Below are 24,779 nucleotides of genomic sequence, written 5' to 3'. Positions count from 1 at the left end.
CCAGCCGCTCCTGCGGCTTGCGTACGCCACTGGAACGTCCCAGCCCCTGCAACCAGTTGAGCCAGCTGGCAGAGGCCGCGGTTTTATCCTCGTCCCCGTCATCATCCTGCTCGTCACTGCCCTCTTGCGTACTCTCCTCACTGCCGCGCAGTTGGCACAAGGGCGCCCCTTTGGCCGCCTCGCCCAACAAGATGCGCAGCAGATCCTGACAAAAGGCCATCAGGCGATGATGGGGCTCGGCATCGAGCAGATGGGAGAGATCCCACTTGTGCAACATGGCCACCTGCGGGCTCTGGGCACCGTGACGGGCCAGCGCACAGAGATCGAGCCAGAGATAGCCCCAGTGGAGCTCCTCCACCGGCAGCTGCAGGGTATCGAACAGGCCGACCGCCTGACCGTGGCGATCGCCCGCCCACTGGCTGAGCAAGTCGGCAAGCAGGGGGAACTGGCCAGTCAGACTGCGCTGCCACTTCTTGCGCTGTTCGCTGGCGATGACGGGATCGGCCTGTTGCAACCAGCCAAGCCAGAGCAGGGCGCTGAATGAACGGGGCCACTGGCCCGCTTCACCCTCATCGGTTGCCTGCCACTGGCCCAGCGCGGTGAGCAGTCGCTCGCCAAGCGGGCCGCTCTGGCTCTGCTGGGCCAGCGCCTGCAGGGCTGGCCAGCCGGGGGCGGCATCCTTGTCCTCGCCGGTTGGCGAGGTGCACTCGCCATCCCCGCAGAGCCAGCGCCACTCCGCCTCGAACGCTTTGGCCCGGGCCTGCACCTCGGGGGCGCAGCGCACCAGCGCATTGGCCAGCGGCCAGCGCTCTTCATAGGGGGCATCGAGCAAGAGTTGCAGCGAGAAGTGCTCCAGCAACATTTGCTGCCAGGCGGGGCTGGAGCCCGCCAGCAACTGGTGAGCGTCCAGGGTATCAAGCAGGGTCAGCAGATCGCTGGCCGAGAAATAGGTGGGGATCTCCCCCGCTTTGCCGCGGCAGAGCTCGCGCACCACCGCATGGGTGAGATCCTGCCCGGTCAATGAGGGCACCCGGCTCCAGTCCGGCGCCGGGCAGAGACCGGCACGCACCCCCAGGATCAGCGCCAGCGTCCCCTCGGCGGTCAGGCTCCACTGCTGCTCCCCGCGCAATCTGACCAGCCCCGCATCCTGCAATCGGGTCAGTTTATCGATCAGGGCATGGCCTATCGCCAGTTGTTCTTGCAGCAAACGGGTACTGGCAACGCGCTGCAATTGCAGGGTTGCGAGCAGGGCATAACTATCCGAAGAGAGGGTGGACGCAGACATCAAGACTCACGGGCAAGTGCAAAAGCGGAATTTTAACGGTAAAGCGCCAGCGGCTCGACCCTTTACCGTGAAATAACTCAAAAAAAAACGGCCATCCATGATGACCGTCGAAAGTAACGAAGGAAATAGCCGGATCATCCGGTTACCTCCCACAGCGGGAAAATCGGGAGCGCTAGCCCCTAATTCGTGGAGCCAATGCTAGAGGTTGGCGCCCGAAAAAGCTTTGAAGCGGATCACAGTTGAAAAGGATTTCTGAAAACGGTTTCAATTTTTGACGGCTAAAAACCATGGTTTCGCGCCAAATGAGCCATGTCCCAGCCCCTCCTGCTCACCCGGCAAAGCGGTGAAAACCCTTATGGCAGTCGCTTGTCGAACGCCCCTGTGCGGGCAGCTGTCAGCTGTATTAGCTTCATCAGAGCCTGTCGCCCCTAGGCTAGATTTCAGGACCACCGGACATGGCCGAGATGGGCCAGGAGAGCACGAATCGGCTCCCTCCCCGTCCGGTAGCTTGGCAAACCGCGCTGCCACCGTGCGCCTCGGCAATCGCCTTGACCACGGCGAGTCCGAGTCCGCTGCCGCCGCTCTTGCGCGAGCGTGACGGATCTCCCCGACGAAACGCATCGAAGATACAGGCGGTGATCTCCTCGCTGATGCCTGGCCCCTCATCTTCCACACTCAGGACACACACTCTCTCCGAGCGATGCAGCCGCACGGTCAGCAGGCCAGGCAGCGCGTGCTTCTGGGCATTTTCCAACAGCGCCATCAGAGCCTGACGGATACGAAACAGATCGCAGCAGACATGAAGTTCGCTATCGAGCTCCCGCTGCAACACAAATCCACTCGCCGCCAGAGGGCTGGCAAACGCCTCAAGCACCACGGCAAGCTCGTCGGCCAGCCTGACCTCGGTCCGCTGCAACTCCAGATGGCCGCTGTCGTTGAGGCTCAATACCCGCAAATCCTCGATCAGGTGATTGAGCCCCTCGACCTGGCGCAGCAACCCCTCGAAGAGTTCGCTGCTGGGAGGAAATACCCCTTCGGCCAGCCCCTGCAAGCGGCCGCGCAAAATGGTCACCGGAGTGCGCAATTCGTGGGCGATGGCGGCATTCCAGAACTCCCGCTCGCGGGTCATGCTCTGCAGCCGCTCGGCCATGGCGTTGAAGTCGCGCACCAGTTGCGCCGTCTCCCCGATCGCCTGCTCATCCTCCGGCACGCGGGCATCGAGTTTGCCCTCGGCCACCTCGCGCAGGCTGGTTGCCACCGAGTTGAGGGGAGTCAGGATGCGGCGAGAGAGGCGAACCGCCACGTACAGCGCCATCCCCAATGCAATGAGAATGGTGGAACCGATCCATAACATCTCGACTCTGGAGGGCACCCAGGTCTCGGAGATGCTGCCCGGCACAAACGCCACGGCGATGCCATAAAACACATAGGTGCCGATCACCGCGAGGGAGATGATACCAAGCGTCATCAAGCCCAGAGAGCGGATGATCTGCCTGCGAAGGCCGGGCGCCGATTTCATGCATCGCCCCCGAAGCGATAGCCAACGCCCCAGACACTGGCGGGGACCCCCTGAATGCCGTGTGTCTCCAGTTTTTTGCGCAACTTGCTGATGTGGCTATCCACAGTGCGCTCCTGGGTATCCCCCTCCGGCAAACAGTGAGTCAGCAGTTCGGCGCGACTGAACACCCGTTTCGGCGCCCGCATCAAAGAGGCGAGCAACTTGAACTCGGTCAGGGTCAGCTCCAGCACCTGCTGCTGGTCATCGCGGAAAATGCTGGCCTCGTGGCTCTCCAGATCGATCTGAAACTGGCCGACCCGCAACACGTTCGCCGTGGCAGGCTTTACGGCTCGGGTGCGCCTGAGCACGGCCTGCACTCGCGCCACCACTTCGGCCGGATTGAAGGGTTTGACCACATAGTCATCCGCCCCCATGCGCAGCCCCATCAGCTTGTCGAGATCCTGATCGAGGGCGGTCAACATGATCACCGGCGTGTCGCCACGCGTCCGGATCTCGCTGAGCACCTGCCAGCCATCCAGTTGCGGCATCTGCACATCCAGCAGCAGGAGATCGGGTTTGAATGCCTGATGCATGGCCAGCGCTTCACGGCCATCGGCGGCGTGCAGGGAGCGCAAGCCATGACGTTGCAGGTAAGCGGCGAGGATGTCGGCGATCTCGGCTTCATCCTCTGCAATCAGTACCAGTGACTGGCCCGCCGGGCTGGCGGAAGCATTGAGATGGGACATAGTCGGACTCGAAAAAAGGTGGCGTTGAACTTTATCATCGCCTCCATGGATTCTCCACAAAGCCTCGAATCATTCGCAATAGCCCCTCGCCATAATAGCCGCTCGATGCACTCTCCGGTCACATCACACCGGAGAGACGGTTTAACGAGGTGAGTGGATGAGGTTTGTAAAACAGCGGTATGCGGGCGCCCTGCTCGCCGTCATTGCCGCATTCGGGTTGGCGGGTTGCGATGTCGCGCCCCAAGAGCAGGAGGCACCCGCCCCTCCTCAGGTGTCGGTGCTGACTCTGACTGGTCGGGAACTTGTCATCAGCGAAGATCTGCCCGCCCGGGTGGCGGCACTGCGCAGCGCCGACATTCGCGCCCAGATCAGCGGCATCGTACAGCGCCGCCTGTTCGAGCAGGGCGCCGAGATCAGCGCAGGCACAGTGCTGTTCCAGATAAACCCGGCCCCCTTCAAGGCCGATGTCGACAGCGCCGCCGCCGCATTGCAACGGGCCGAGGCCGTGCTGGCCCGCGCCCGCATCCAGATTGACCGCCTGAAGCCGCTGCTGCGCACCGACGCCATCAGCCGCCAGACCTATGACGACGCGGTCTCCCAGCGGGATCAGGCGGCCGCCGATGTGGCCCAGGCCAGGGCGACCCTGGCCCGGCACCAGCTGAACCTGCAATTTGCCAGCGTGGAGGCCCCCATCGCCGGGCGCATCGATCAGGCGCTGGTGAGTGAAGGGGCCCTGGTGTCCCCCACCGATGCCACACCCATGGCCCGAATACAGCAGATCGATCAGGTCTACGTCGATGTGCGTCAACCGGCCTCGGTGCTGGAATCCCTGCGCCAGCAGGCTGGCTCAACGGCACCGGAACTGGCGGTGGAGATCCTCGGTAGCAATGGCACACCGCTGGGCATGCAGGGGCGCATCCTCTTCTCCGGCATCGAGGTCGATGCCGGGACCGGCGATGTGCTGCTGCGGGTGCTGGTGGATAACCCTGAGCGGCGGCTGTTGCCCGGTCTCTACGTGCAAGCGCGCATTCCCCGTGCCCGCTATGCCAACGCCCTGACCGTGCCCCAGCAGGCAGTAGTGCGCACCTCGGGTCAGACCAGCGTGTGGGTGGTGGATGGCCAGGGGCAGGCACAGCTGGTTCCGGTCAACACCGCTGAACTGGTGAATAGCCAGTACCGCATCGCATCCGGGCTCAGTGCCGGGCAACAGGTGATGATCGAAGGGATCGACCGTCTGACCCCGGGGGTTCAGGTCATTGCCTCCCCCTGGCAACCACCCGCCGTCAGCCAACCGGCTGACGGTGGCATTCGCTGAATCGGAGAGTTATCCATGCCGCAGTTTTTCATTCATCGCCCGGTGTTTGCCTGGGTGATCGCCCTCTTCATCGTGCTGGCGGGGGTCATCGCCATCCCCAAGCTGCCCATCTCCCGCTATCCCTCGGTGGCGCCGGTGTCGGTAACCCTCTATGCCACCTATCCGGGCGCCACGCCGCAGACCCTGAACGATGCGGTGGTGAGCCTTATCGAGCGCGAGCTGTCGGGAGTGAAGAACCTGCTCTACTTCGAGTCCTCTGTGGACGCCTCCGGCAGCGCGCAGATCACCGCCACCTTCAAGCCGGGCACCGATCCGGAGCTGGCCCAGATGGACGTGCAAAACCGCATCAAGGCGGTCGAGCCTCGCTTGCCACAGGCGGTACGGCAAACCGGCCTGCAGGTGGAGTCCGCCTCGTCCGGCTTTCTGATGATGGTCGGCATGACTTCACCGGATGGCCGCTTCGATGAGGTTGCCCTCAACGACTACATGGCACGCAATATTGTGCAGGAGTTGCGCCGCATCGACGGGGTAGGACGAGTGCAGCTGTTTGGCGCCGAGCAGGCCATGCGCATCTGGGTAGATCCGGCCAAACTCGCCGCCTACGGGCTGACCATCAGCGAGGTGGCGCAGGCCATCGAGCAGCAGAACATCCAGATTGCACCGGGACGCCTCGGTGACGAACCCGCCCTGCCTGGGCAGCGCCTGACGGTTCCCCTCACGGTTCAGGGGCAGCTGACGACCCCCGAGGCATTCGTCGCCATCGTGCTGCGAGCCGGTGGCGATGGCGCCAAGCTGGTGCTGGGTGATGTCGCCCGGGTCGAGCTGGGGGCGCAATCCTACGCCTTTTCCAACCGGGAGAACGGCGTGGCCGCCACCAGCGCCGCCATCCAGCTCTCCCCCGGCGCCAACGCCGTGCGTACCGCCGATGCGGTGCGCACCCGTCTCGCCCAGCTCGCTCCCACCCTGCCGGCGGGCATGGCCTATTCGATCCCCTTTGACTCGGCCCCCTTCGTCAAGGTCTCCATCGAAAAGGTGATCCATACCTTGCTGGAAGCCATGGTGCTGGTGTTTCTGGTGATGTTTCTCTTCCTGCAGAACCTGCGCTACACCCTGATCCCGGCCATCGTCGCCCCCATCGCTCTGCTTGGCACCTTCGCGGTGATGCTGCTGGCCGGCTTTTCGATCAACTCCCTCACCATGTTCGGCATGGTGCTGGCCATCGGCATCATAGTCGACGACGCCATCGTGGTGGTGGAGAACGTCGAGCGCCTGATGGCCACCCGGGGGCTCTCGCCCCGGGAGGCGACGTCGCAGGCCATGAAAGAGATCACCGGGGCGGTGATCGGCATCACCCTGGTGCTCACGGCGGTGTTCCTCCCCATGGCGTTTGGCAGCGGCTCGGTGGGGGTCATCTACCAGCAGTTCACCCTGTCGATGGCGGTGTCTATCCTCATTTCGGCCTTCCTCGCCCTGACCCTGACGCCTGCGCTCTGCGCCACCTTACTGCGCCCGGTCAGTCCGGATCATCATGAGAAGCGCGGCTTCTTCGGTGCCTTCAACCGGGGTTTCGAGCGGTTCACGGCAGGCTACGGTGCGCGGGTAACCCGGCTGGTCGGGCGCAGCGGACGGATGATGGCAACCTTTGCCGCCCTCTGCGCCGTGCTAGCCATCGGCGCCGCCCAGCTGCCCTCCTCTTTCCTGCCGGACGAGGATCAGGGTTACTTCATGACCTCCATCCAGTTGCCAACCGGCGCTACCAGCGAGCGTACTCTTGAGGTGGTCAAGGCCTTCGAGGCTCACGTCGCCTCTCGCGAGGCGCTGGACACCAACCTGGTGGTGCAGGGCTTCAGCTTCTCCGGCGCAGGCCCCAATGCCGCCATGGCCTTCACCATGCTCAAAGATTGGGATCAGCGTCATGGTGCCACGGCAGCCGAAGAGGCAGATCTGGCACAAGCAGCCATGGCAAACATTCCTGAAGGCACGGTAATGAGCCTGCTGCCACCCGCCATCGACGAGCTGGGCACCGCCTCCGGCTTCACCCTGTTCCTGCAAGACAGAGCCAACCGGGGAGATGCCGCGCTGCTGGCCGCCCAGGCACAACTGCTGGAACTGGCCGCCAAAAGCCAGGTAGTCAGTGATGTGTATCCCGACAATCTGCCTCCCGGCGAGAGCATTCACCTCGAGATCAACCGACAGAAGGCCGAAGCCATGGGACTCTCGTTCGCCAGCGTGAGCAGTACCCTGTCGGCCGCAATGGGGTCGCTCTACGTCAACGACTTCCCCAACGGCGGGCACATGCAGCAGGTCATTCTGCAGGCCGACGCGTCGGCGCGCATGCAGCTCGATGACGTGCTCGGCCTGCGGGTGCGCAATGCCAGCGGCGGCATGGTCCCCTTGCGGGAGGTGGTGACACCGGAATGGCGCGAATCGCCGCAACAGATGATGCGCTTCGATGGCTTCCCCGCCGTGCGTATTGCCGGGGGGGCAGCGCCCGGCATCTCCAGCGGAGCGGCGATGGCGGAGATGGAGCGTCTGGTGGCGCAATTGCCGCCAGGCTTCGCATTGGCCTGGACGGGACAGTCGTTGCAAGAGCGCCAGTCGGCCGAGCAGGCCCCCCTGCTGATGCTGTTGTCGGCGCTGGTGGTCTTCCTGGTGCTGGCAGCACTCTATGAAAGCTGGTCGATCCCGCTCTCGGTGATGATGGTGGTGCCGCTGGGCCTGCTCGGTGCTGTCGCGGCCGTGATGCTGCGCGGCATGCCCAACGACGTCTTCTTTAAAGTAGGCATGATCACCATCATCGGTCTGTCGGCCAAGAACGCCATCCTCATCGTGGAGTTTGCGCGCCAGTTGCACGGCGAAGGGCGCTCGCTGCTTGATGCTGCTGTCACTGCTGCCCGCCTGCGCCTGCGCCCCATTCTGATGACCTCGCTGGCCTTCACCCTCGGCGTGGTGCCGCTGATGCTCGCCAGTGGCGCCAGCGCGGAGACCCAGCACGCCATCGGCACCGGCGTGTTTGGCGGCATGATCAGCGGCACCCTGCTGGCCATCTTCTTCGTACCGGTCTTTTTTGTCTTCATCATCGGGGCGCAGCAGCGTCTGCACTCCTGGCAGGCACGGCGAGCATCCAACCGCATTCATCCGGATCGATGACCACAGATACGCAGGCGACCGGATAATCCCTCAGCACATCACCAAAAGAAAAAGCCCAACCTGCTAAACAGGTTGGGCTTGGTATGTGGCAAAAAGACAACTCGCCACTGTATCAAATTCGAGTACAAAGAATTCATCGTTGAGGCTAATAGCTTGGCCAGCCATGGTTATATTTTTATAGTTATTAACCGTAAATAAATTACCAGCCCCCTTGAGGATTACCCTTTATAAATGGCCAGCAAACCTTGTTATTTCATTGCACCTAAAAATACAAATTTTATTAGAATGCATCCGTAAAGACATTCGCAATGCACTTTACATAGCTTTTAAATCACTATACGCATGTCAAATCTGAACGCCGACATATAACCCAATCATTAATGATGTCTTATAGTCACAAGTTCCAGCGTAAAGAGAATGTCGTCACGGCAACATGCTTGCTACCCAATGCAAAATCAAGCTTTGGCGCATATCCCACTTCCAACGCCACTGACTTGTAGCCCAGCGTCACCATCGGCAAGGCAGCAAAGCCATCCAGGCCAGAACCATTGAGATAACCGGCCTGAAACCCCAGGCCAGCAAAGGCATGCTCGGTAAAATACCACTCCTTGCGATATGAGAGCGCACCGTATAAAGCCGTCTCGTTGAAAGAGTCCTTATATGCCCCTCCGCGCACCGCCAGCTTGCCAGTGTCGCTATCGCCCCAAAAAGCCCAGGCCAACCCTAATCCCGGATTGAAATTATTAAAATCACAACTCTTGCTTTTCTTTCCCTTTCCTTTGGTGCAATCACTATGAATTGCGGCGCCATGAATTAAAATTGAAAAATCATCCGCGGCACTCGAAACGACAGGCAAGCACAATAGCGGAATGGCCAACATATATGGCTTGGTTTTCATATCAGCATCCTTGATGGTTATTTATTTTTTTACGAAAGAGAATGAAATTCGTGGGTTGAAAATATCGGAGTCCCTATGGGGGAATGGCTCTGGTGATCAATTTCCCTGCTTATCTATGCTCCACGTGAACGAGTTGGCTCTCTGTGCAACGCAGGTTCATGAGTGACCGCCGTTTCGGCAAGCCGCATCCTTGCGAGCACCGCCTCAGCCCCCGTATCAAGATGGCGATAGAAGCTGGCATTAAGCTGGGTGAGGTGCAGCAGGGAGTTTCTGGCTCGCTGAAAGGTCGCTTCACAAACCGGGCTCTGATGTTGCCAGAAAGAGGAAAGCGGGCCACTGGTGGTCATCCCGATGATGTCATAGAGCGCGCGACCCAAACAGATGGTAGGTACCTGATGCAACAGGGCTGACAACCCAACCGTGCTATTGATGGTGATCACCCCCTTGAGCAGCGGGTAAAGGGCCGGAAGCGGCCATTCATAACCATAAAAGAGCCGCCCCGCCAAACCATGCTCGGCGATGAGTCGATCGATACAGTCACGGTAGCTGACATACCCCCGATCCATGGGGTGATGTTTGAACAGCAGCACATCATCCGGATTGGCGTGGCGGGCAAACGAGCTGACCACCTCCGAGATCATCTCCTCCAGGTCACCAAAGTCGGAGTGCTCTCGTATTTGAAAATCTTCACTCACCTGCAGCGGCACTAGGAAGATCTGCCCGGCATGTTCCTTGAAACGATGGAGTAGTGCTCGATCGCGATGCCGATGACCATATTTGATCCACCCACTTCTCAGCCACCCCCTCGCTTCTTGCCAGAGCGTCCAGGGGCGGTGATCGACAAAATGGGGATAACGTGACTGCTTGATTGCTTTGCTGATGTGATAGCGGCTGGCATACCAGGCTCTGGCCGCAAACGTCTTGCCCACCTTGAGAGGTGCAATAAACTCGGCGGGCCAGTCTACTCGCGGCAATCTGGCGCGCTCTTCATACCAGGGGCTGAACGCATTGACGCCGCCCGGCTCAAGGGTCACAAAATCGGGACGCAGATACCCCTCCTCCAGTGCCCAGAATGACAATCCCTTGAGCTCACACACCTGGCTCGCCACCTTGTGGTAATAACGACAATCGCCGTAACAAAGCACTGTATTGATTGAATATTCCTTCAACATCCGTCGCAGAAACGTATTCCAGCCATCTGGCTCGCCGTGATAACTGATAGAGATCCCGGCACAGGGCCAGCACTCGTCGCCACCGTTGAAGTTGATCTTCACCACCTGATGGCCAGCCCGTACCAGATGTTGGCTCAAGGTTTGATAAAAGGGGCCAAGCGGCCCCTGTAACAACAACACATTCATACAATGAGGATCCATCAGGAGAACAGAGAGCGAGTGGGTTTGAGGGTATCAACCAGAAAACGGAGCTTGAGGTGCCAGCGTCGCCAACGGCTCGCACCGCTCATGGCGAGGGGCTTGTGTGCCGCCAGTTTGCGGATCAACTGTTCGGGGCTGCACCACAAGCCTGATTGCCAATCGATATAACGGGGATAAGCGGCAAGGGTCAGACAGACCAGTGCCGCCAACGGCAAGGGGCGCTCGCGTCTGGCAGGCGGATGGATGTCACGGGTCAAGCCCCAGCCACTGTAGAAGGGTTGGCCCCAGGTCGTGACCTTGACACCCTGCACCAACGCCTCGAAGCCACTGAGTGAGGTCATTGTGTGCAGCTCGTCGATATAGGGATAGAGGGAGGCGAGATCGCACTGGATCACCTGACTATCAACGCATTCAGCCAGACAGCGCGCCGAGATGGTCCCTTCCCGGTTGCCACACACCACATCCGGATGGGGCTTGAACAGAATATGCGCCTGCGGTTTGGCGGCTCGCACCGCCCAAAGCAGTTGCTCATTGCTGCGGATCTTCGGACTGCCGCAGAGGATAGAGGCATCGCCATCCACCTGACCCACGACCAGCACTAGCACGCGACCATCTTGCGGCGGCTGGAATGGTACGCTCGTCCCCACGTTGTATTTGCTGACCCGGGATTGACGCAGCAACGCCAGCAGCTTGTTGCCCCGAGCCAACAAAGCCTCGTCGATCGGCTCATAGTTGAGGAGCTGCTCAAGCGCGCTGGGGCGGCGACTGTCGAAGTAGATCCCGACCGGATCGATGGAGAGTGACGATGGTCGACAAAGATTGGAGCCAAGGCCACTCGAGCGGATAAAACCGTCCTCGACCCGAATGGCCGAGATCAACTCGGGGTACCGACTACCCCATACCAGCACCTGCTCATCGCCGGTCAACCGCTTGGGGGGGCGCCTGACAAACCGCAGATCATCGGCCAGATGGGCACAAAAGGTGCGCATAAAGGCACGCTTCCAGAGCGAAAATCCCACCAGATAAAGCCGCCGCCAACGGGCTGGCGCCATCTGCTGGCGGGCCAGCAGCTTGACGATGTCCTCGACTTCGCAACGTTCTCCCAGCACAGGGTCACAATAACGGGGATAACGAATAAGCGCCGCCGCCACCAGTTGTGGCAGCGACACAGCCTCATCGGCCCTTGACAAAACACGCCGCAAGCAGAGCTTGCTGTCATGGGTCAATCCCCAACCGGCGTAGAAAGGCATACCAAAGCAGTGGACCGGCTTGCCAAGCAGTAACGCCTCGAACCCCAGTTGGGAAGAGACGGTATAGACCGCATCCACCATCTTAAGCAGGAGATGGGGATGACAGGGCTCGCTCACTATCTCCAGATCTGCCAGCTCAGGGAGCTTTTGTGCCAATCGCGCCAGCACGCCGCTCTTTTTGCCAATACGCGTATCAGGATGGGTGCGCAGCAGCAGACGGGCACCGGGATGATTGCGCCGAGCAGCGGCCACCATCGCCAGAAAATCGGTATTACAAGCCAACGCCCCCGGGATGGAGAGATCCCCTGCCACCTGATCGACCAGCAATACACTGGGTCTGCCATCTTGCAGCAACCCCTCGGCCAAAGAGACAAGCCCCCCCTGCTCTTCACCATACGGCGCCTGCGTGGCAAGCTCATAGGGATGAGTGGCATAGCAGTTGTATTTGGTGACGCCGAGGCGTACCAGCTCACCGATCAGTCGCTCAGCCCGTGCCAACATCTCTGGTTCGCACGGGGTGGCGATCAACTGCTCAAGCTGGCTGGGCTGGCGGGCATCGTAGTAGATCCCCACCGGATCGGCGATCAGCGAGACCGCCTTGCCCCCCCTGGCGGGATGGCCGATATAACCGATAAAACCATCTTCCAGCTGCCAGTAGGGAAACCCCAATTCCTGCGCCTTCTGTTTAATCTGACCGGTATTGGCCTTCTGGCCCCAGCCGACCAGCACATCGCCCGCTTGTGGCAAACACTTGGAAGAGGGCTCAAGTCGGGCCAATGGCTGACCGAGACAGGCAGAGATCTGCCGCCTGCGCGCCAGAATGCCGCTGGATTGTGTCCATAGAGTCATTATTAATGCTCGATTCTGTATTTGGTAATGGTAAAAATGTATATGGCATTTTCATTTAAATTAAATTTTTCGTCATATCAAGTTCAACTATGGATAATGAATTATTGAAATCAGACTTTCTAAAAATTGTCACAGACTTAAATGAACATAGGCCTATATTGCAACATGATGCAATAAATACACTTGGCCTTTACAAAACTGACAAGAAATAGACTATGCCATTCCAGAATTGGAATGTTTTTCTAAATCGTATTGCTATCAAATTTGGTGGTCACCCAAGCGGTCACCTGTAATGTAGTTGGCAGTTACAACAAATTATTTACAACCTCACACAACCAACATTCACCTTTATTTTTTGGATATGAAAAAAACAATAGCCTTACGATTTCCTTTATCTCCTACAGAAAATGCGATGAGCAGTTTGTTTTTAATATAATCATAACTCAACCCCTCAGGTTCCCAATGCGTTCCCATGCCAGTGGTTGCTGCAATATCCCAACCAATAACAATGTTCTCTTCTTTATTAATCAAATTACCATTAAAGTCATAAGTAAACAGCCTTTTAGGCAATAAATCATCTTTACCACTCAAAGTATAAATATGACTATCATCCGCTGTAATTGCTTGAAAATGATATCCATCTTTAGTTAAACCAGCATCTACGCCCCACTCAACAATAAAGGATGATGATAGGTCGTCATCATCCTTTATTTTGTTGTGATCGTAGAGACGCAAAACATTTTTACCATTTTTCCTCCCTCTAACGATAAGAATATCTCCGCTTGGCGTAAATGTAGGCATGCTATTTGTTGTTTTGCTATACCCATCACCAAATGCTTTTATTATTTTTAAATTCAGCGGTTTACTGCCAGCGGAAAATGTAAATCTTGTGATATACCACCCTCTGTTTTTAACTTCTGTACCGGCCGATGAATATAAACTACCATCTATGGGGTTAACACTGACCCCTTGATGGCCGATAAATTTAGATTGTAACTGTGTAGAAATTGCTATAGCTGAAACCGTATCAGTGTAATCAAAGCGATTAATCACTCCAGCTTCAGGCTTCCCTGTTACATGAAGAGTGTAAAGAAAATTATTTTTTTGGTCTAATGCAATACCCTGGATGACATTGTTTCTCCCTGCCCCATTTCTCACCAAGTTGAGTGAGGTGTAAGAGCTTTGCATAATCCCACCACATGGGTTAATACTTCCCTCATCTTTAGCAAGCAAGTATTTAGGGAGAGATAGCAGTGCAAGTGTAAAAATTAAATATTTCATCATTACAGACCATTAAAAAACATCAAAAGCAATCAAATAGCTTTCTATTTATAAAAGCTCGCTCTTTCTCTGTATGTTTGCATAGCCAAGTAACTCTTTCATTAAAAGACATCGACTTATCAAGTTCACTTGGGTATGAAAAAAAATAGCTGTAATACTCTTTGTTCATTGGTGGGCACTTAATAATTGATTCGCTATCACTATATATAAACCGGTCTTTATAGTGTTCGATAAGTACTTTAGGTATTGCTAGATTTCTTACTTTTACTTTATCTGTAAATAAACTACATGGAATCCCTTTATATAAAAATTGAACCTCCATTGCAGAAATATCAGTTAAAGCATATTGAACTGACAGTCGTTCTGGTAATTCCACATTGTTTTTACGCTTGGAGAATAAATCAACAATTCGTTTAGCTGGTGAGGCCCCAATTAAATAGCTCTTTAGCCCTGCTATATCAAGCATATTCATCATAATTAACAAATCATTTTTCTTAGATTTGATTCGATGACCTAAGTTAGGGTGGGATTGTACGTAAACGGTGCTGATTTTATACAAGTGACAAAATTCTATTATTTTTTTTGTGTTAGCGACACATACTGAGCAATAATCTTCATCTGGCACACCACCCTCCCATGTGGGAGCATAAACCAAAGCGGTGGAATGTTCATCATAAAAATATTTATTGCTACCAACAAACGTATTACCTAGAGTGATAACTTTCCCATTCTGAATATCGTACTTAGAGAAAATCCCAGATTTTAGATAACGGTCTATACCAACCTGACCTGATGTAACCACATAATCATAGATTCTGACAATTGGTTTTATTGATGCTAGTTTATGACTTTCACCATGGGTAACAAAAATATGTGTTAAATTACGGTTTGCGACTAGCCTGCAGTTTGATTGCGCATTGAAAAGATAAAATACAGTTTTATTGTTTTCTAATTTAATGTCAGAGTGCTTTTTTATAAATTTGAAAGTTATATTATTTTCAGTGAATTTTTTACTAAACGACTTTTCAATATCTATATAATACTTGCAAAGCACACATATACAGGCCTTCTGAGTGAAAACCTGTGCCTGAAAATACCTAACCAATTGCTCAATCGCCCCACTTATCTTGGTGTCCATGTAAATATAATAATACTTTTCAGGCACATTATTCATTGTGTTACCGACCATCCTTACGAATATCAACAATCAATCCAGTTTTATTCGTTCCCAACACCTGAAGCGTTGTAAGAGCTACCTCGTTTGCGCTTAGTAGCATCTCCTCTGGTTCAATACCAAAATTAGCAGTGCGCATAGGTGTTGCTGTGCGTTCAGGATTGATACAGTTAATTTTTATTTTCTCAGAACTCCACTCATCAGCCAACGCTTGAGTAAAGTTAACGATCGCCGCCTTGGTGGATGAATAGAGCGCATAATAAGGACGACCACGAGTATAAGAACTGGATGTAAAGTTAATCAACATCCCAGACGTCTTGGCTAGAAATGGCTTGGCCGCGACAGTAACATTTACTGCCCCATGGTAGTTAATACCGATCAAGCTATGTATTTCTTCGATAGAAAGCGCATCGATTGGTTTCTTGATTAAAAGGCCTGCGGTGTTAATAATGTAATCAATAGAGCCTAATTTATCCTCTATACGCAAAAGATAATCTTTTATAGAGTCAATATCAGTGATATCGATACCATTAAATGATCGACTGGCTACTTCAACCTTAGCACCAAGTAATATTGCATTGTTTTTGATCTCAAGCCCAATACCACTACTGCCACCAAAAACGACTATTTTTTTATTACGTAAAAACCCTAGATCTTTATCTATAGATAGTGGAATGTCATTTGATTCTTGCAGCAGCTTTTCAGCAATAAAAAGATCAATTGGTTGAGTTATTTTCATATTAGCTTCGCTACCATTAACGGTTGCAACTCTAACGCCTGGAATCATTGAGCGAACGACACCACAGTCGCAGGTAAATGTAAACTTCTGGGCGACAATGGCTTTCTCATAAGCAAGTTTTATCACCCCCAGCTTGAATGCTTGAGGAGTCTGACCGCGTCGCATAACAGAACGATTTGGAATATTAGCAATACACCCATCATCATATACTTCAACCAAAGTATCGGCAGATGGAATAACAACATCTACAGCATCATAATACTGCAAAGCGTGGATGCAATCATGAATAATCTCTTCAGTTATTAATGGACGAACTGCATCATGAAAAAGAACATTGGCATTATTGTCAACGTATTCAAGACCCTGCAGTGCTGAATAGGTAGAGTTAAATCTTTCATTACCCCCAACAAATACCTTGGTAACTTTCCCCCATTTATTTTTTTTAATTAGACTCCAAGTCAGATCAATATAGTCTGGTTGGGAAACAATAACAACCTCGTCGATTTCACTGGCATTATTAAATGCATCTATCGTATATTCGATAACAGCTCTTCCGGCCAACTTTGTAAATTGTTTAGGGAGTGTTCCTCCAAAGCGTGAACCGACACCACCGGACAAAACCACTGCAATATTTTTCATTATTAATACATCTCTTATTGATTAACAAAGTCACGTGGGTTGGCATTTAACTCTTTATCTGCACTGACTCGTTGAAGTTCGTGATCAAATGTATCGTTGATTGTTTTATCAATCGACAATAAATAGTCCAGAGCTTTGTATCTTGCCTCTTTTAGATAATCATTACCATTTATTAGCACATCATCTATAAGCTCCATAAGTTGAGGTATATTGTTAAATACATATGCATAATCTGCATACTGCATATCGCTACTAGATGTTGAAATATCCCTGTCAGTAGGAATATAAATGAAAATTGGCGATAGCGATGAGATACACTCACTCACTACTGCAGATATATCACATATAAAAGCATCGCTACCGACTATTAAATTTGAGATTGGAGTACTCTTTTCCGCCACATCCAACATATAAGTACGGTCTGCAAACTCCACCTGTAAAGATGTAGTAATATTTTTTAGCGTTACATCACGAGAACCTGTTACAGGGTGGTATTTTGCTGATATTTTACAGTTCAGCTTACGTTGAATTTCTGACAGAAGAATAACTGACAGATGAGCAGAAGAGTAATTGTTTTCTTCATAAACACCTTCCCATGTAGGAAAATAGGTTACTTTAGAAATTTTATTTTTAATTTCAATTTCATTATCAATTGAAGTTTTTATAATGTGTTTTAAATTGGGGCGCCCCACCTTTACAAAGTCAATATGCGCGGTATTAAAACCTGCATTTTTGAATCTATCTATATGTGCCTGACCAGCTACCCATATTTCATCGTACACACGGAAAAACTTATGAGCACTGGCAGATTTATCACTATCTCCATGTCCTAAAAAAATGTGTTGGTAACGATTATAACGCAAAGTATGAATGAGGTTTCCTGTATTGGAAAAGTAATAAATAGCCTTAAGAAATGGGAGCTTATGTAATACCTTTTCCACATCAGTAGGATTTTTTGCATAAATAATATTCAAGTATGGGTATTTATCAACCGCCCAGTTATACAAATTAAAATCTCGGACTAAAATTGAAAATTCTTCTTTGGAAGATATAAATTCACCTACCCACAGTTCAAGATGTGAAGGACCATGTGTCATTCCCTCCCCAGTATGGAGCAAATGAGCAATCCTCGAAAAAAGTCGACTGTTTTTAGTAATTACAGTAACAGGTGAAGGTGATTTTTTTTTGGCTTGAGCAACATTTTTTTTGGGGGTTGGTGATGTACTTTGATTAGTTAAGCCAACTCTATTTAAAAGTGAAACTTTCTTTTTCAGCATATCAGAAATGAAAAGTGTAGGGGTGTTCAATAATTTTGTAAACTTAGACATGATACAATCCAATTTTAATTTCATTCAAAATAAAAGATCATTGATAACATAAAGATCTCTAAACCAGATTTTTCATCCAATACTTGACTTAATTGTTAAAGAAAATATTCAATGCCATTTCGATGATTCTCTGCCCTTCTTAGCTGATATTTATATGTAGATTGCATTTAATAAAAAATCACACACTAATCAGTTTAGATAGCAAGTAGTACACCCGCCGACACGGCGATCTGGTAAAGCACGCTGGTAAAGTCTTTGGTAATTTGCAGCGATTTGGTTTCAACCTGCGGCAAGACAAAGATCTCGTCGCCCGGGGTTACGCGAATATTTCTATCGTCCAGTTCGCTCTTCTCTATCTGGCTAAAGGTGCCGTCGCGATGCAGCAGCAGGATACGTGAGTTGCTCGCCTTCTGGGTAAAACCACCGGCCAGATTGATATAGTCCGCCACGGTGCGTTTCTGATCCGCCAGGATAGCGTTCGGGAACATCACATCCCCGTGCACCATCACAAGATTGGTCTGGCGCGGAATGCGGATGATGTCGCCGGGCTCAAGACGTACCTCTTCCAGATTGGGGGCGTTGGCCAGCACCACCTGACCGCTTGGCTCGATCTCTTTGGCCCGCGTAACCCACTGCATCAGCAAGTCCGCCTCGCTTTTGCGCAAGCTGGCTTCACCATCGGAGGCGGAGCGGGCGGTGAGAATGCTCGCTTCAAAAGCCTTGAGGGAGGAGCCCAGCATCTCTTTCTGGCGAACCTTGACCAAGTCGCGATAGAGCTGAATGGCATTGATATCGGCATCGCGGGTCAATTTCAGGCCATTGAGCACCTCGCCCAACCGCGCGCCGTAGCGCAGTACCACCTCCTGCTCGCTGTCGTGCTCCCCCTCAATGCGTACCGCGATGGAGGCATAACGCTTGTCGGCGATAGCCTCCACGGTATCGCCGCTGCTGACCATTACCCGAGCCAAAGTAGCAGCATCACTGAGGGGATAGTTATCCATCCGGATATCTTCCCCCTGATTGCGGCTGACCCGGATATGGGTGGCATCTGCATCGGGTCTGGCCAGTTGCAACAGCTCGGCCAGGGTCATATGGGGGGTGGCCATCTCAAACTTGTTGGCATTGGCCACCTTGCCACGCACCGTGCTCTGATAGCGCAGCGGCGCCACCACCAGGGTATCGCCGTCGCGCAGTTGGGTCGGCTGCAGATTGCCGTTTAGCAAAAACTGGTAGAGGTTGAAATTGCGCAGGGTCTTGCCACCGCGCTTGAGCGCCACATCCAGATAGCTGCCACGCTCGGGGGAGATGCCACCCGCCTTGTCGAGGAAATAGAGGATGGAATCCCCCGATTGGCCGGCATAGAGGCCCGGTTGATTGACAAAGCCGGTAACGAAAATCTTGACCGGCTGGCTCACATCAAGGGTGGCGTAGACGCTGACGTTCTTTTGATAGACGCGGGTGATGGCGCCAAGCAGGGTGTCATTGAGCTGCTCGTTGCGCACTCCGGCAACCTTGACCGGCCCGACCTTGGGCAGAAAGATATTGCCCTGGTGATCCACCAGCAGGCTCTGTTCAAACTCGACCCCGCCCCACAGTTGCACCTGCAGCTTGTCGCCGATGGCGATGCGATAATCGGGGTTGAAGCCGTTGAACGATTCACGGGCAAACTCGCCGCGAAACAGCCAGTTGCCAAAGACGGGATCGCGAGTCTGGGTGTCGCTCACCACCTTGCGCACCGGCGCCGCCTCCTGGGCGACCTCCAGTCCATAAGCCTGAGGGGTCATCAATGCGGCAACCAGCGCCAGTGATGTGGTGCGGAGATTGAAGTGGATAGACGTTAACCGCCGGTTGCGTCCGGGGTCACGGGTTCGAGAGAACAACGTTGAAATCAAGGTAAGCTCCTGCGGGGCGCAAGTTTATGCACTGCGCCATCGGGTATTGAAAAGGACGAGTATCAATTGGTGTTGCTACCCGTGCTGGCGGGTAGCAGTGGCCATCAATCCTGATGTTCGCGCAAGGTGGCGAGTCCCATTACCACCAGGCCATAGAAGAGGCAAAGCAGCACGCCAATGGTGGCTAGGTTGTAGAGGCGGCGCGGGTACTGCGCCTCCTGTGCAGCACTTGGCGTACTCACCACCAACAGGTGCTTGAGCTTGCGATAGGCTTCGACTCGGGCCTGCTCCAGACTGACCAGCCCGGTTTTGTAGATGTCGGCCGCCAGCTGGGTCTGTACCTGCACCGCCTGATAGTCGGCATTCACCTCGTTAAGGGACTGTTCCTCGTTGCTGGTCAGCCGCCGCTTCTCTTGTGCCAGCTGGCGGGTCAGCGCGTCCACCCGGTCTTTGGCTGCCACCACATCAGGCGCTTTGGGATTCATGTAGATTTGCAGCCGCTTGAGCTCGGTATCCTGGCGCACCAACTCGGCCTCCAGCTCCGAGACCAATCCCAGCATGGCGCTGCTGGTGGCCTCAGGGCTCATCAGCTTGTGGCGATTCTGAAACGCCAGCATCTTGTCCCGCTCGGCCTGCAACCGCTCGTGGGAACGGGCCACCTCGTTTTCGACGAAGGCGAGCTGCTCGAGGGCGACCTGATGGCCCAGTCGGTTGATAAAGCCCTCCCCCTCTTTCAGCATCAGGGCCACCACCTCGCGGGCATACTCGGGCTCGAATGCCTGTAGCCGGATGGTCAGGATCCCCGACAGCTCGTCAAGGGTCAGGGTGAGATGGTCACGGTAGTAGGCAAGAAACTCTTCATTGCTGGCATCCAGCGAGAGACGTGATAACCAATCAGCGTGACCACTCTGATAGTGCCCCTTGAGGTCGAGCGCCTTGTCGAGCCGCTGCAGCATGTCCCATGAGCTCAGATGGGCATGCAGCACCTGCACATCCTGATGATTGCTGCCACCAAGCCCCAGCATGGAGAGGGCATCCGGCATCATCTTGAGTTGATCTGCCTGCTTGACGATGATGCTCGCTTCGCTGACATAGCGATCACTGGCGATGGCAACGTAATAGAGGGTCGCCACACCAAAGCAGAGCAAGACCCAGAGAAAGCTGCCCAGCCTGACAGCCTTTTGCCATGAGAAGTGGGCAACCTGATATCCCCTGGAATCGATGAGGAAGCGTTTGGGGTCGCGCCTGAATTTGCGCAGCTTGCGACCGATATGGGTCTTGATGGTGCTGGTGTTCATGACTATCCGAAGTGAGGATGGCAAGTGGCCCGCATCGCGCGAACCGACATGGCATCGTGACAAAAATGAGTGTGAAAACAGTGGTTACAGCTTTTGATAGACCGCGATGGCCTCTTCAATATCGGGATAGAGGGTCAGGCTGGCATTGTTCAGCACAATCCCCATGTCACACTGCTTGCGCAGGGTATTCATATCGTGGGAGACCATGATGAGGCTCGCCGTTTCTCGCTTCTGGTTGAAGACATCGATACACTTTTGCTTGAACCTGGCATCCCCCACCGAGGTGATCTCGTCGGTCAGATAGATGTCAAAATCAAACGCCATGCTGACCGCAAACGAGAATTTGGACTTCATCCCGCTTGAATAGCCTTTAATGGGCAGCTCGAAGTGCTGGCCTATCTCGGAAAAGCCCTTGACCCACTCCTCGACCCGGCGCGTGTCATGAATGCCATGGATCCTGCAGATAAAACGGGTATTTTCACGACCCGTCATGCTGCCCTGAAATCCACCGCTCAGCGCCAGCGGCCAGGAGACCCGACTGTGGCGGGTGATCTTGCCGCGGCTCGGCATATCCATGCCGCCAAGCAGGCGCAACAAGGTGGATTTGCCTGCCCCGTTGGCACCCAGAATGCCGATATTTCTATCTCCCGGCAGAGTGAAGTTCACATCCTTCAAGACATAATTACGCCCGAATTTGGTGGGGTAATATTTGCTGACATTTTCGAGGGTTATCATTTTTTAACTTGCAATCAGTCGACGGTGGCTCAAGCGATAGGCACTCATCGCAAACGCCAGAAGTATCAAGGTGGTACCGAACAGATAATTCCAGCTCCCCCCCTGGGTTTGAAACCCAGCAATCCAGCCACTACGAATCAACTCGAGCGCATGCACGATTGGATTCCAGAGCAGCAGATGCTGATAATTTTGGGGTACAGCCGCTAATGGAAAAAAGACCGCAGATATCCAGAGTAGAGGACGCATCAAGATCGGAATTAGCTTGTCCACTTCGGCAGAAAGACTGCTCACAATGCAAAGCAGGGTACCGAGGCCCAATGAGAAGATCATCAGGGTGCCATACCCCATGATCACCGCCAGCGGATCATCGGGTATCGCATCAAAACCAGACCAGACCAGAATCAGGATTAATACGATGGCCACCAATATGCCGATAATGGATTCCAGTACAAATCGGGAGAACAAGGTGGCAAAGGCTGTGACCTGACGATAGCAGAACAGTCCCTTATTCGCGCTGACGGCTGATATCAGGCGATTGGCAGTATTTAGAAACATCAAAAATGGCAGATAACCGCTGGCAATAAACACCGGAGCTTCAACACCACCGAAACCATTGCGTTGCCTGATGCCGAATATGACACAGAATACGGTGATAGTAATCAAGGGGTCCAGCAAGGCCCAGGTATATCCCAGGCGATAATTGCCAAAGCGGGTCTTCAACTCCCTCATCAATAATCCGAATGTGACATCTTTCAATACCACTGCAGGACTGCGTCTTTGTATCAACATTGGGGTTGGCTTGAACACCTCAGGTAATAGATAAGAATGTGGCACTCATTTTCAATGAGTTTCCCTGCGGCCATCGTCTGTACGCCAGGGCTGTCAACTACTTGTAAAACACCATAGCTACCGCACGGCAATGACAATTCCCGAATCTCATTCAAGCCACGTTTTCTAGTTGCTTTTCATTTGCCATAGCTACCGCACGGAAATGACATTTTCCGTTGTCGGGCCAGAGCAGGGGCAGAGTCTCATCGCCAGAGACAAGAAACACTGACGTGCTCTTCGCTTGTCTGAGTGCTGTTGCAACCCATGATGTCTCTCTGGATCACCCGTCTCTTCGACGAGCGGCAATATAGCCACAGGCTCTTTTCGTTTCCACTCGAAACCATGAGAAAACCATGAAATAAGTGTGATTTTTCTATGAAATGTGAATTAACAAACCAAAAAAGACATACTTTTCAGCATTAATCACCAACTCCATCGCCATAGACCAGATACAGAGCGCCAGACCTGATTATGAGAAATGAGGTTGAAGCGCTGGCAAGGAAGTGCTCACCAACCCTTTGCTCACCCAGCACTCTCCCATGCTGCCAGCGACCTCCACTATCGCGAGCACATTCTCATCCGTTTCCAAGCCATCACTCAGCGCTGTTTCACTCGCCAATTGACGAGTAGGCAACAGGCGAAAAGGCACCGCCACAGAGTTTCCGTCGTGCAAAAATGAGCACAACGACACATCAAGCAAGGTAATTACTCACAAGCTTGATAGCCCGTAATCCCTGCGATTATCCGCTGATTGCCCCAAGTTGATTGCGAAAAAACGTGATCACAAGCTACAATACGGCCCTGATTTTATGTCTAGCCATTATGTTAAACGGCGCATAAAGGGTGCATAATTTGATATTTGGTGGCACTGAAATATGATTTCGCTAAATGAAAGTAGCGGAGAGTTAATATGGGATGGCACAGTCATTGCCCAGCTTAGCTCCAGCGAAATTCAGGTTTTGCAATGTCTGCTGGAGAGGCCTGATGAGCTGGTAGAGAAAGAAATTTTGCTAGAGGCAGGCTGGCCAAGTAAAGTTGTACAGCAAAACTCACTGACCGTTGCTATAAAAAACATCAGAAAAGCGTTAGCAGAAATTACCGATGGCCCCATAATTGAAACGCGTCATCGGAAAGGATACATATTTCACCCTGCGGTCAACCAAAATAAAAATATCGAACTCGACTCGCCAATAGATGACGATGTATTTAGCCAAGACAGCTCTATTGAAGCAATAAGTCCTGATTATATTCATGAACGAAACATCCATAAGCCAGGTTCCATTCTCGCCAATATTATTTTTTACAGTGCATTCACGGCTCTTGCTTTATGGTCATTATTCATTACCACTCTCGACACACCAATACACTGTAACAAGATCAACAAGGCAAATCTCTGTGGCTATTCAGAGCTCAGTGATACCGACATAAAGTATATTGAGCAAACCGTTGGTGAATCAACAGGAACTTACCTCTATGGATACGATAAAGAACTGGGCCAGCTTCAAATCCATAAAATGGATTAGTTTCGCTATATTACTGGTTTACTCTGCAACACCCTTTATCAATGGGCTCGGATGTGATTATCAGCAGCAATATGAGCGCGATGATTTCTCATTCTACTCAACCTGCAAGTTTGGTTATGCCAAGAGCGTTGTGCATGACAAGGCCACGGGTGAAGTGCTTAAACATGAAGGCTTGTTAGGGAAACGTGGTGATACTGTCATTTTCATTGCAAATAGAGTGACTCGAACAGCACCACATCCGGACCTCCATAGCAATGTGTATTCGGTGATGCACAATGACTTTCTCTATATTGCCAAGATCATTCATAAAGATAAGGAAGATTGGATTGTCATGACCTATCCCTACTACCGCCTGCAGAAGGTCAAAACGCTCGGTAAGCAGTCGTTCTGGTAACCAAACGATCCAAATCGCATTCACAGTGGTTCAAACTCTTGCAGCCTAAAAGGCCTCATTTACCCCCCTAACAGGCATGAGTTATCCTCGGGAAGATCATGCCAAAGAGGTACCTGGTTCCCATCCACGGGAATAGTCCAAGCTGACCAGCCTCGAGCCCGAGGGTGAGCAAAGTAGAGGAATTTTCACTACGAGCTGGAATGAAATAATGTCCAACGCTGTTCAGTGATGTTCTATGCCAGTCAATACCCGATGGCATATTGAATGGTACATCAGCAAAAGTAAAATAATGAAAAAGCCCAACCTATTCAATAGGTTGGGCTTGGTGTGTGGCGGAGAGACAGGGATTCGAACCCTGGGTGGCATTGCTGCCACAATTGATTTCGAGTCAATCCCGTTCGGCCACTCCGGCATCTCTCCGTGGGGAGAGATTTTTACCTAAGCTGGGCCGAGGATGCAATAAAAATTTCTTAGATATCAAATGGCTGAATCAGCTATCTGGGAGCAGGCTCACAATGCGGCGCGTGATGTTCGCGTTGCGAGGCCGCCCTGTATAGCCCTGTATCCACCCGCTCACACACCCG

At 52.8% G+C, this 24,779-nt stretch carries 17 protein-coding genes, 1 tRNA gene and 1 pseudogene; 4 read left to right on the top strand and 15 right to left on the bottom strand.

Annotated features, from left to right (window positions below; translation table 11 throughout):
- The 3 genes and pseudogenes from AACR14_RS09545 to AACR14_RS09535 form a co-directional block, all read right to left on the bottom strand.
- Positions 1-1,285 (bottom strand): annotated as a pseudogene (locus AACR14_RS09545) (DEAD/DEAH box helicase); the annotation flags it as partial.
- 433 nt (positions 1,286-1,718) lie between these two features.
- On the bottom strand, positions 1,719-2,804 hold the full coding sequence (locus AACR14_RS09540; protein WP_019445985.1) for an ATP-binding protein: 1,086 nt from the start codon (positions 2,802-2,804) through the stop codon (positions 1,719-1,721).
- Positions 2,801-3,529 (bottom strand): response regulator, encoded by a 729-nt coding sequence (locus AACR14_RS09535; protein WP_019445984.1) that lies wholly within the window; start codon positions 3,527-3,529, stop codon positions 2,801-2,803. Before AACR14_RS09535 ends, AACR14_RS09540 begins: the two co-directional genes overlap by 4 nt.
- A gap of 157 nt (positions 3,530-3,686) precedes the next feature.
- Here AACR14_RS09535 and AACR14_RS09530 point away from each other — a divergent pair, with 157 nt between their 5' ends.
- Together AACR14_RS09530 and AACR14_RS09525 are read left to right on the top strand one after the other, a co-directional pair.
- Positions 3,687-4,844 carry an efflux RND transporter periplasmic adaptor subunit gene (locus AACR14_RS09530; protein ID WP_019445983.1) on the top strand — a complete coding sequence of 386 codons (1,158 nt, stop codon included), beginning with the start codon at positions 3,687-3,689 and terminating at the stop codon, positions 4,842-4,844.
- A 15-nt stretch (positions 4,845-4,859) separates the two neighbouring features.
- On the top strand, positions 4,860-7,994 hold the full coding sequence (locus AACR14_RS09525) for a multidrug efflux RND transporter permease subunit (protein WP_019445982.1): 3,135 nt from the start codon (positions 4,860-4,862) through the stop codon (positions 7,992-7,994).
- Between the two features lie 394 nt (positions 7,995-8,388).
- Here AACR14_RS09525 and AACR14_RS09520 read toward each other — a convergent pair whose 3' ends face one another.
- The 11 genes from AACR14_RS09520 to AACR14_RS09470 all read right to left on the bottom strand — a co-directional run bounded on the left by AACR14_RS09520 (position 8,389) and on the right by AACR14_RS09470 (position 22,239).
- The gene (locus AACR14_RS09520; protein ID WP_019445981.1) at positions 8,389-8,892 is read right to left on the bottom strand and encodes a hypothetical protein; all 504 of its coding nucleotides are present in this window, start codon (positions 8,890-8,892) and stop codon (positions 8,389-8,391) included.
- Between the two features lie 113 nt (positions 8,893-9,005).
- Positions 9,006-10,250: a capsule biosynthesis protein gene (locus AACR14_RS09515; protein WP_019445980.1), complete on the bottom strand. Its 1,245-nt coding sequence runs from the start codon at positions 10,248-10,250 to the stop codon at positions 9,006-9,008.
- Between the two features lie 14 nt (positions 10,251-10,264).
- Positions 10,265-12,364: a capsular polysaccharide biosynthesis protein gene (locus AACR14_RS09510; protein ID WP_026035006.1), complete on the bottom strand. Its 2,100-nt coding sequence runs from the start codon at positions 12,362-12,364 to the stop codon at positions 10,265-10,267.
- Positions 12,365-12,712: 348 nt separating this feature from the next.
- On the bottom strand, positions 12,713-13,648 hold the full coding sequence (locus tag AACR14_RS09505; RefSeq protein WP_152985330.1) for a phage baseplate protein: 936 nt from the start codon (positions 13,646-13,648) through the stop codon (positions 12,713-12,715).
- 19 nt (positions 13,649-13,667) lie between these two features.
- Positions 13,668-14,819 carry a hypothetical protein gene (locus AACR14_RS09500; RefSeq protein ID WP_019445977.1) on the bottom strand — a complete coding sequence of 384 codons (1,152 nt, stop codon included), beginning with the start codon at positions 14,817-14,819 and terminating at the stop codon, positions 13,668-13,670.
- Between the two features lie 4 nt (positions 14,820-14,823).
- On the bottom strand, positions 14,824-16,197 hold the full coding sequence (locus AACR14_RS09495; RefSeq protein WP_019445976.1) for a bifunctional cytidylyltransferase/SDR family oxidoreductase: 1,374 nt from the start codon (positions 16,195-16,197) through the stop codon (positions 14,824-14,826).
- Between the two features lie 14 nt (positions 16,198-16,211).
- A complete protein-coding gene (locus AACR14_RS09490) occupies positions 16,212-17,525 on the bottom strand; it encodes a CDP-glycerol glycerophosphotransferase family protein (RefSeq protein WP_041201883.1) in 1,314 nt (437 codons plus the stop codon).
- Between the two features lie 194 nt (positions 17,526-17,719).
- Entirely contained in the window at positions 17,720-19,309 is a 1,590-nt protein-coding gene (locus tag AACR14_RS09485; RefSeq protein ID WP_019445974.1) for a polysaccharide biosynthesis/export family protein, read from the bottom strand.
- A 212-nt stretch (positions 19,310-19,521) separates the two neighbouring features.
- Entirely contained in the window at positions 19,522-20,715 is a 1,194-nt protein-coding gene (locus AACR14_RS09480) for a polysaccharide transporter (protein WP_019445973.1), read from the bottom strand.
- A gap of 84 nt (positions 20,716-20,799) precedes the next feature.
- A complete protein-coding gene (locus AACR14_RS09475; protein ID WP_019445972.1) occupies positions 20,800-21,450 on the bottom strand; it encodes an ABC transporter ATP-binding protein in 651 nt (216 codons plus the stop codon).
- A gap of 3 nt (positions 21,451-21,453) precedes the next feature.
- Positions 21,454-22,239 (bottom strand): ABC transporter permease, encoded by a 786-nt coding sequence (locus tag AACR14_RS09470; RefSeq protein ID WP_019445971.1) that lies wholly within the window; start codon positions 22,237-22,239, stop codon positions 21,454-21,456.
- Between the two features lie 914 nt (positions 22,240-23,153).
- Between AACR14_RS09470 and AACR14_RS09465 the strand changes: the two genes are divergently transcribed.
- Both AACR14_RS09465 and AACR14_RS09460 read left to right on the top strand, forming a co-directional pair.
- Positions 23,154-23,801: a winged helix-turn-helix domain-containing protein gene (locus AACR14_RS09465; RefSeq protein WP_019445970.1), complete on the top strand. Its 648-nt coding sequence runs from the start codon at positions 23,154-23,156 to the stop codon at positions 23,799-23,801.
- Positions 23,752-24,195 (top strand): hypothetical protein, encoded by a 444-nt coding sequence (locus tag AACR14_RS09460; protein ID WP_026035003.1) that lies wholly within the window; start codon positions 23,752-23,754, stop codon positions 24,193-24,195. The genes AACR14_RS09465 and AACR14_RS09460 overlap by 50 nt, the downstream gene beginning before the upstream one ends.
- Before the next feature lie 330 nt (positions 24,196-24,525).
- Here AACR14_RS09460 and AACR14_RS09455 read toward each other — a convergent pair.
- Positions 24,526-24,615 (bottom strand) — tRNA-Ser (locus AACR14_RS09455).
- Positions 24,616-24,779: the final 164 nt, after the last annotated feature.

The sequence above is a fragment of the Aeromonas sp. 159 genome (genome assembly GCF_963862045.1).
Classification (GTDB): domain Bacteria; phylum Pseudomonadota; class Gammaproteobacteria; order Enterobacterales; family Aeromonadaceae; genus Aeromonas; species Aeromonas veronii.
This window is presented reverse-complemented; position numbering and strand designations above follow the sequence as displayed.

What these genes read in the sequence shown, in the direction of transcription:
- AACR14_RS09525 (WP_019445982.1), top strand. Translation starts at nt 4,860, where the DNA reads ATGCCGCAGTTTTTCATTCATCGCCCGGTGTTTGCCTGGGTGATCGCC.
- AACR14_RS09485 (WP_019445974.1), bottom strand. Translation starts at nt 19,309, where the DNA reads ATGACCCCTCAGGCTTATGGACTGGAGGTCGCCCAGGAGGCGGCGCCG.
- AACR14_RS09515 (WP_019445980.1), bottom strand. Translation starts at nt 10,250, where the DNA reads ATGAATGTGTTGTTGTTACAGGGGCCGCTTGGCCCCTTTTATCAAACC.
- AACR14_RS09505 (WP_152985330.1), bottom strand. Translation starts at nt 13,648, where the DNA reads ATGATGAAATATTTAATTTTTACACTTGCACTGCTATCTCTCCCTAAA.
- AACR14_RS09540 (WP_019445985.1), bottom strand. Translation starts at nt 2,804, where the DNA reads ATGAAATCGGCGCCCGGCCTTCGCAGGCAGATCATCCGCTCTCTGGGC.
- AACR14_RS09460 (WP_026035003.1), top strand. Translation starts at nt 23,752, where the DNA reads ATGGATACGATAAAGAACTGGGCCAGCTTCAAATCCATAAAATGGATT.
- AACR14_RS09510 (WP_026035006.1), bottom strand. Translation starts at nt 12,364, where the DNA reads ATGACTCTATGGACACAATCCAGCGGCATTCTGGCGCGCAGGCGGCAG.
- AACR14_RS09475 (WP_019445972.1), bottom strand. Translation starts at nt 21,450, where the DNA reads ATGATAACCCTCGAAAATGTCAGCAAATATTACCCCACCAAATTCGGG.
- AACR14_RS09465 (WP_019445970.1), top strand. Translation starts at nt 23,154, where the DNA reads ATGATTTCGCTAAATGAAAGTAGCGGAGAGTTAATATGGGATGGCACA.
- AACR14_RS09520 (WP_019445981.1), bottom strand. Translation starts at nt 8,892, where the DNA reads ATGAAAACCAAGCCATATATGTTGGCCATTCCGCTATTGTGCTTGCCT.
- AACR14_RS09480 (WP_019445973.1), bottom strand. Translation starts at nt 20,715, where the DNA reads ATGAACACCAGCACCATCAAGACCCATATCGGTCGCAAGCTGCGCAAA.
- AACR14_RS09470 (WP_019445971.1), bottom strand. Translation starts at nt 22,239, where the DNA reads ATGTTGATACAAAGACGCAGTCCTGCAGTGGTATTGAAAGATGTCACA.
- AACR14_RS09535 (WP_019445984.1), bottom strand. Translation starts at nt 3,529, where the DNA reads ATGTCCCATCTCAATGCTTCCGCCAGCCCGGCGGGCCAGTCACTGGTA.
- AACR14_RS09490 (WP_041201883.1), bottom strand. Translation starts at nt 17,525, where the DNA reads ATGTCTAAGTTTACAAAATTATTGAACACCCCTACACTTTTCATTTCT.
- AACR14_RS09495 (WP_019445976.1), bottom strand. Translation starts at nt 16,197, where the DNA reads ATGAAAAATATTGCAGTGGTTTTGTCCGGTGGTGTCGGTTCACGCTTT.
- AACR14_RS09530 (WP_019445983.1), top strand. Translation starts at nt 3,687, where the DNA reads ATGAGGTTTGTAAAACAGCGGTATGCGGGCGCCCTGCTCGCCGTCATT.
- AACR14_RS09500 (WP_019445977.1), bottom strand. Translation starts at nt 14,819, where the DNA reads ATGAATAATGTGCCTGAAAAGTATTATTATATTTACATGGACACCAAG.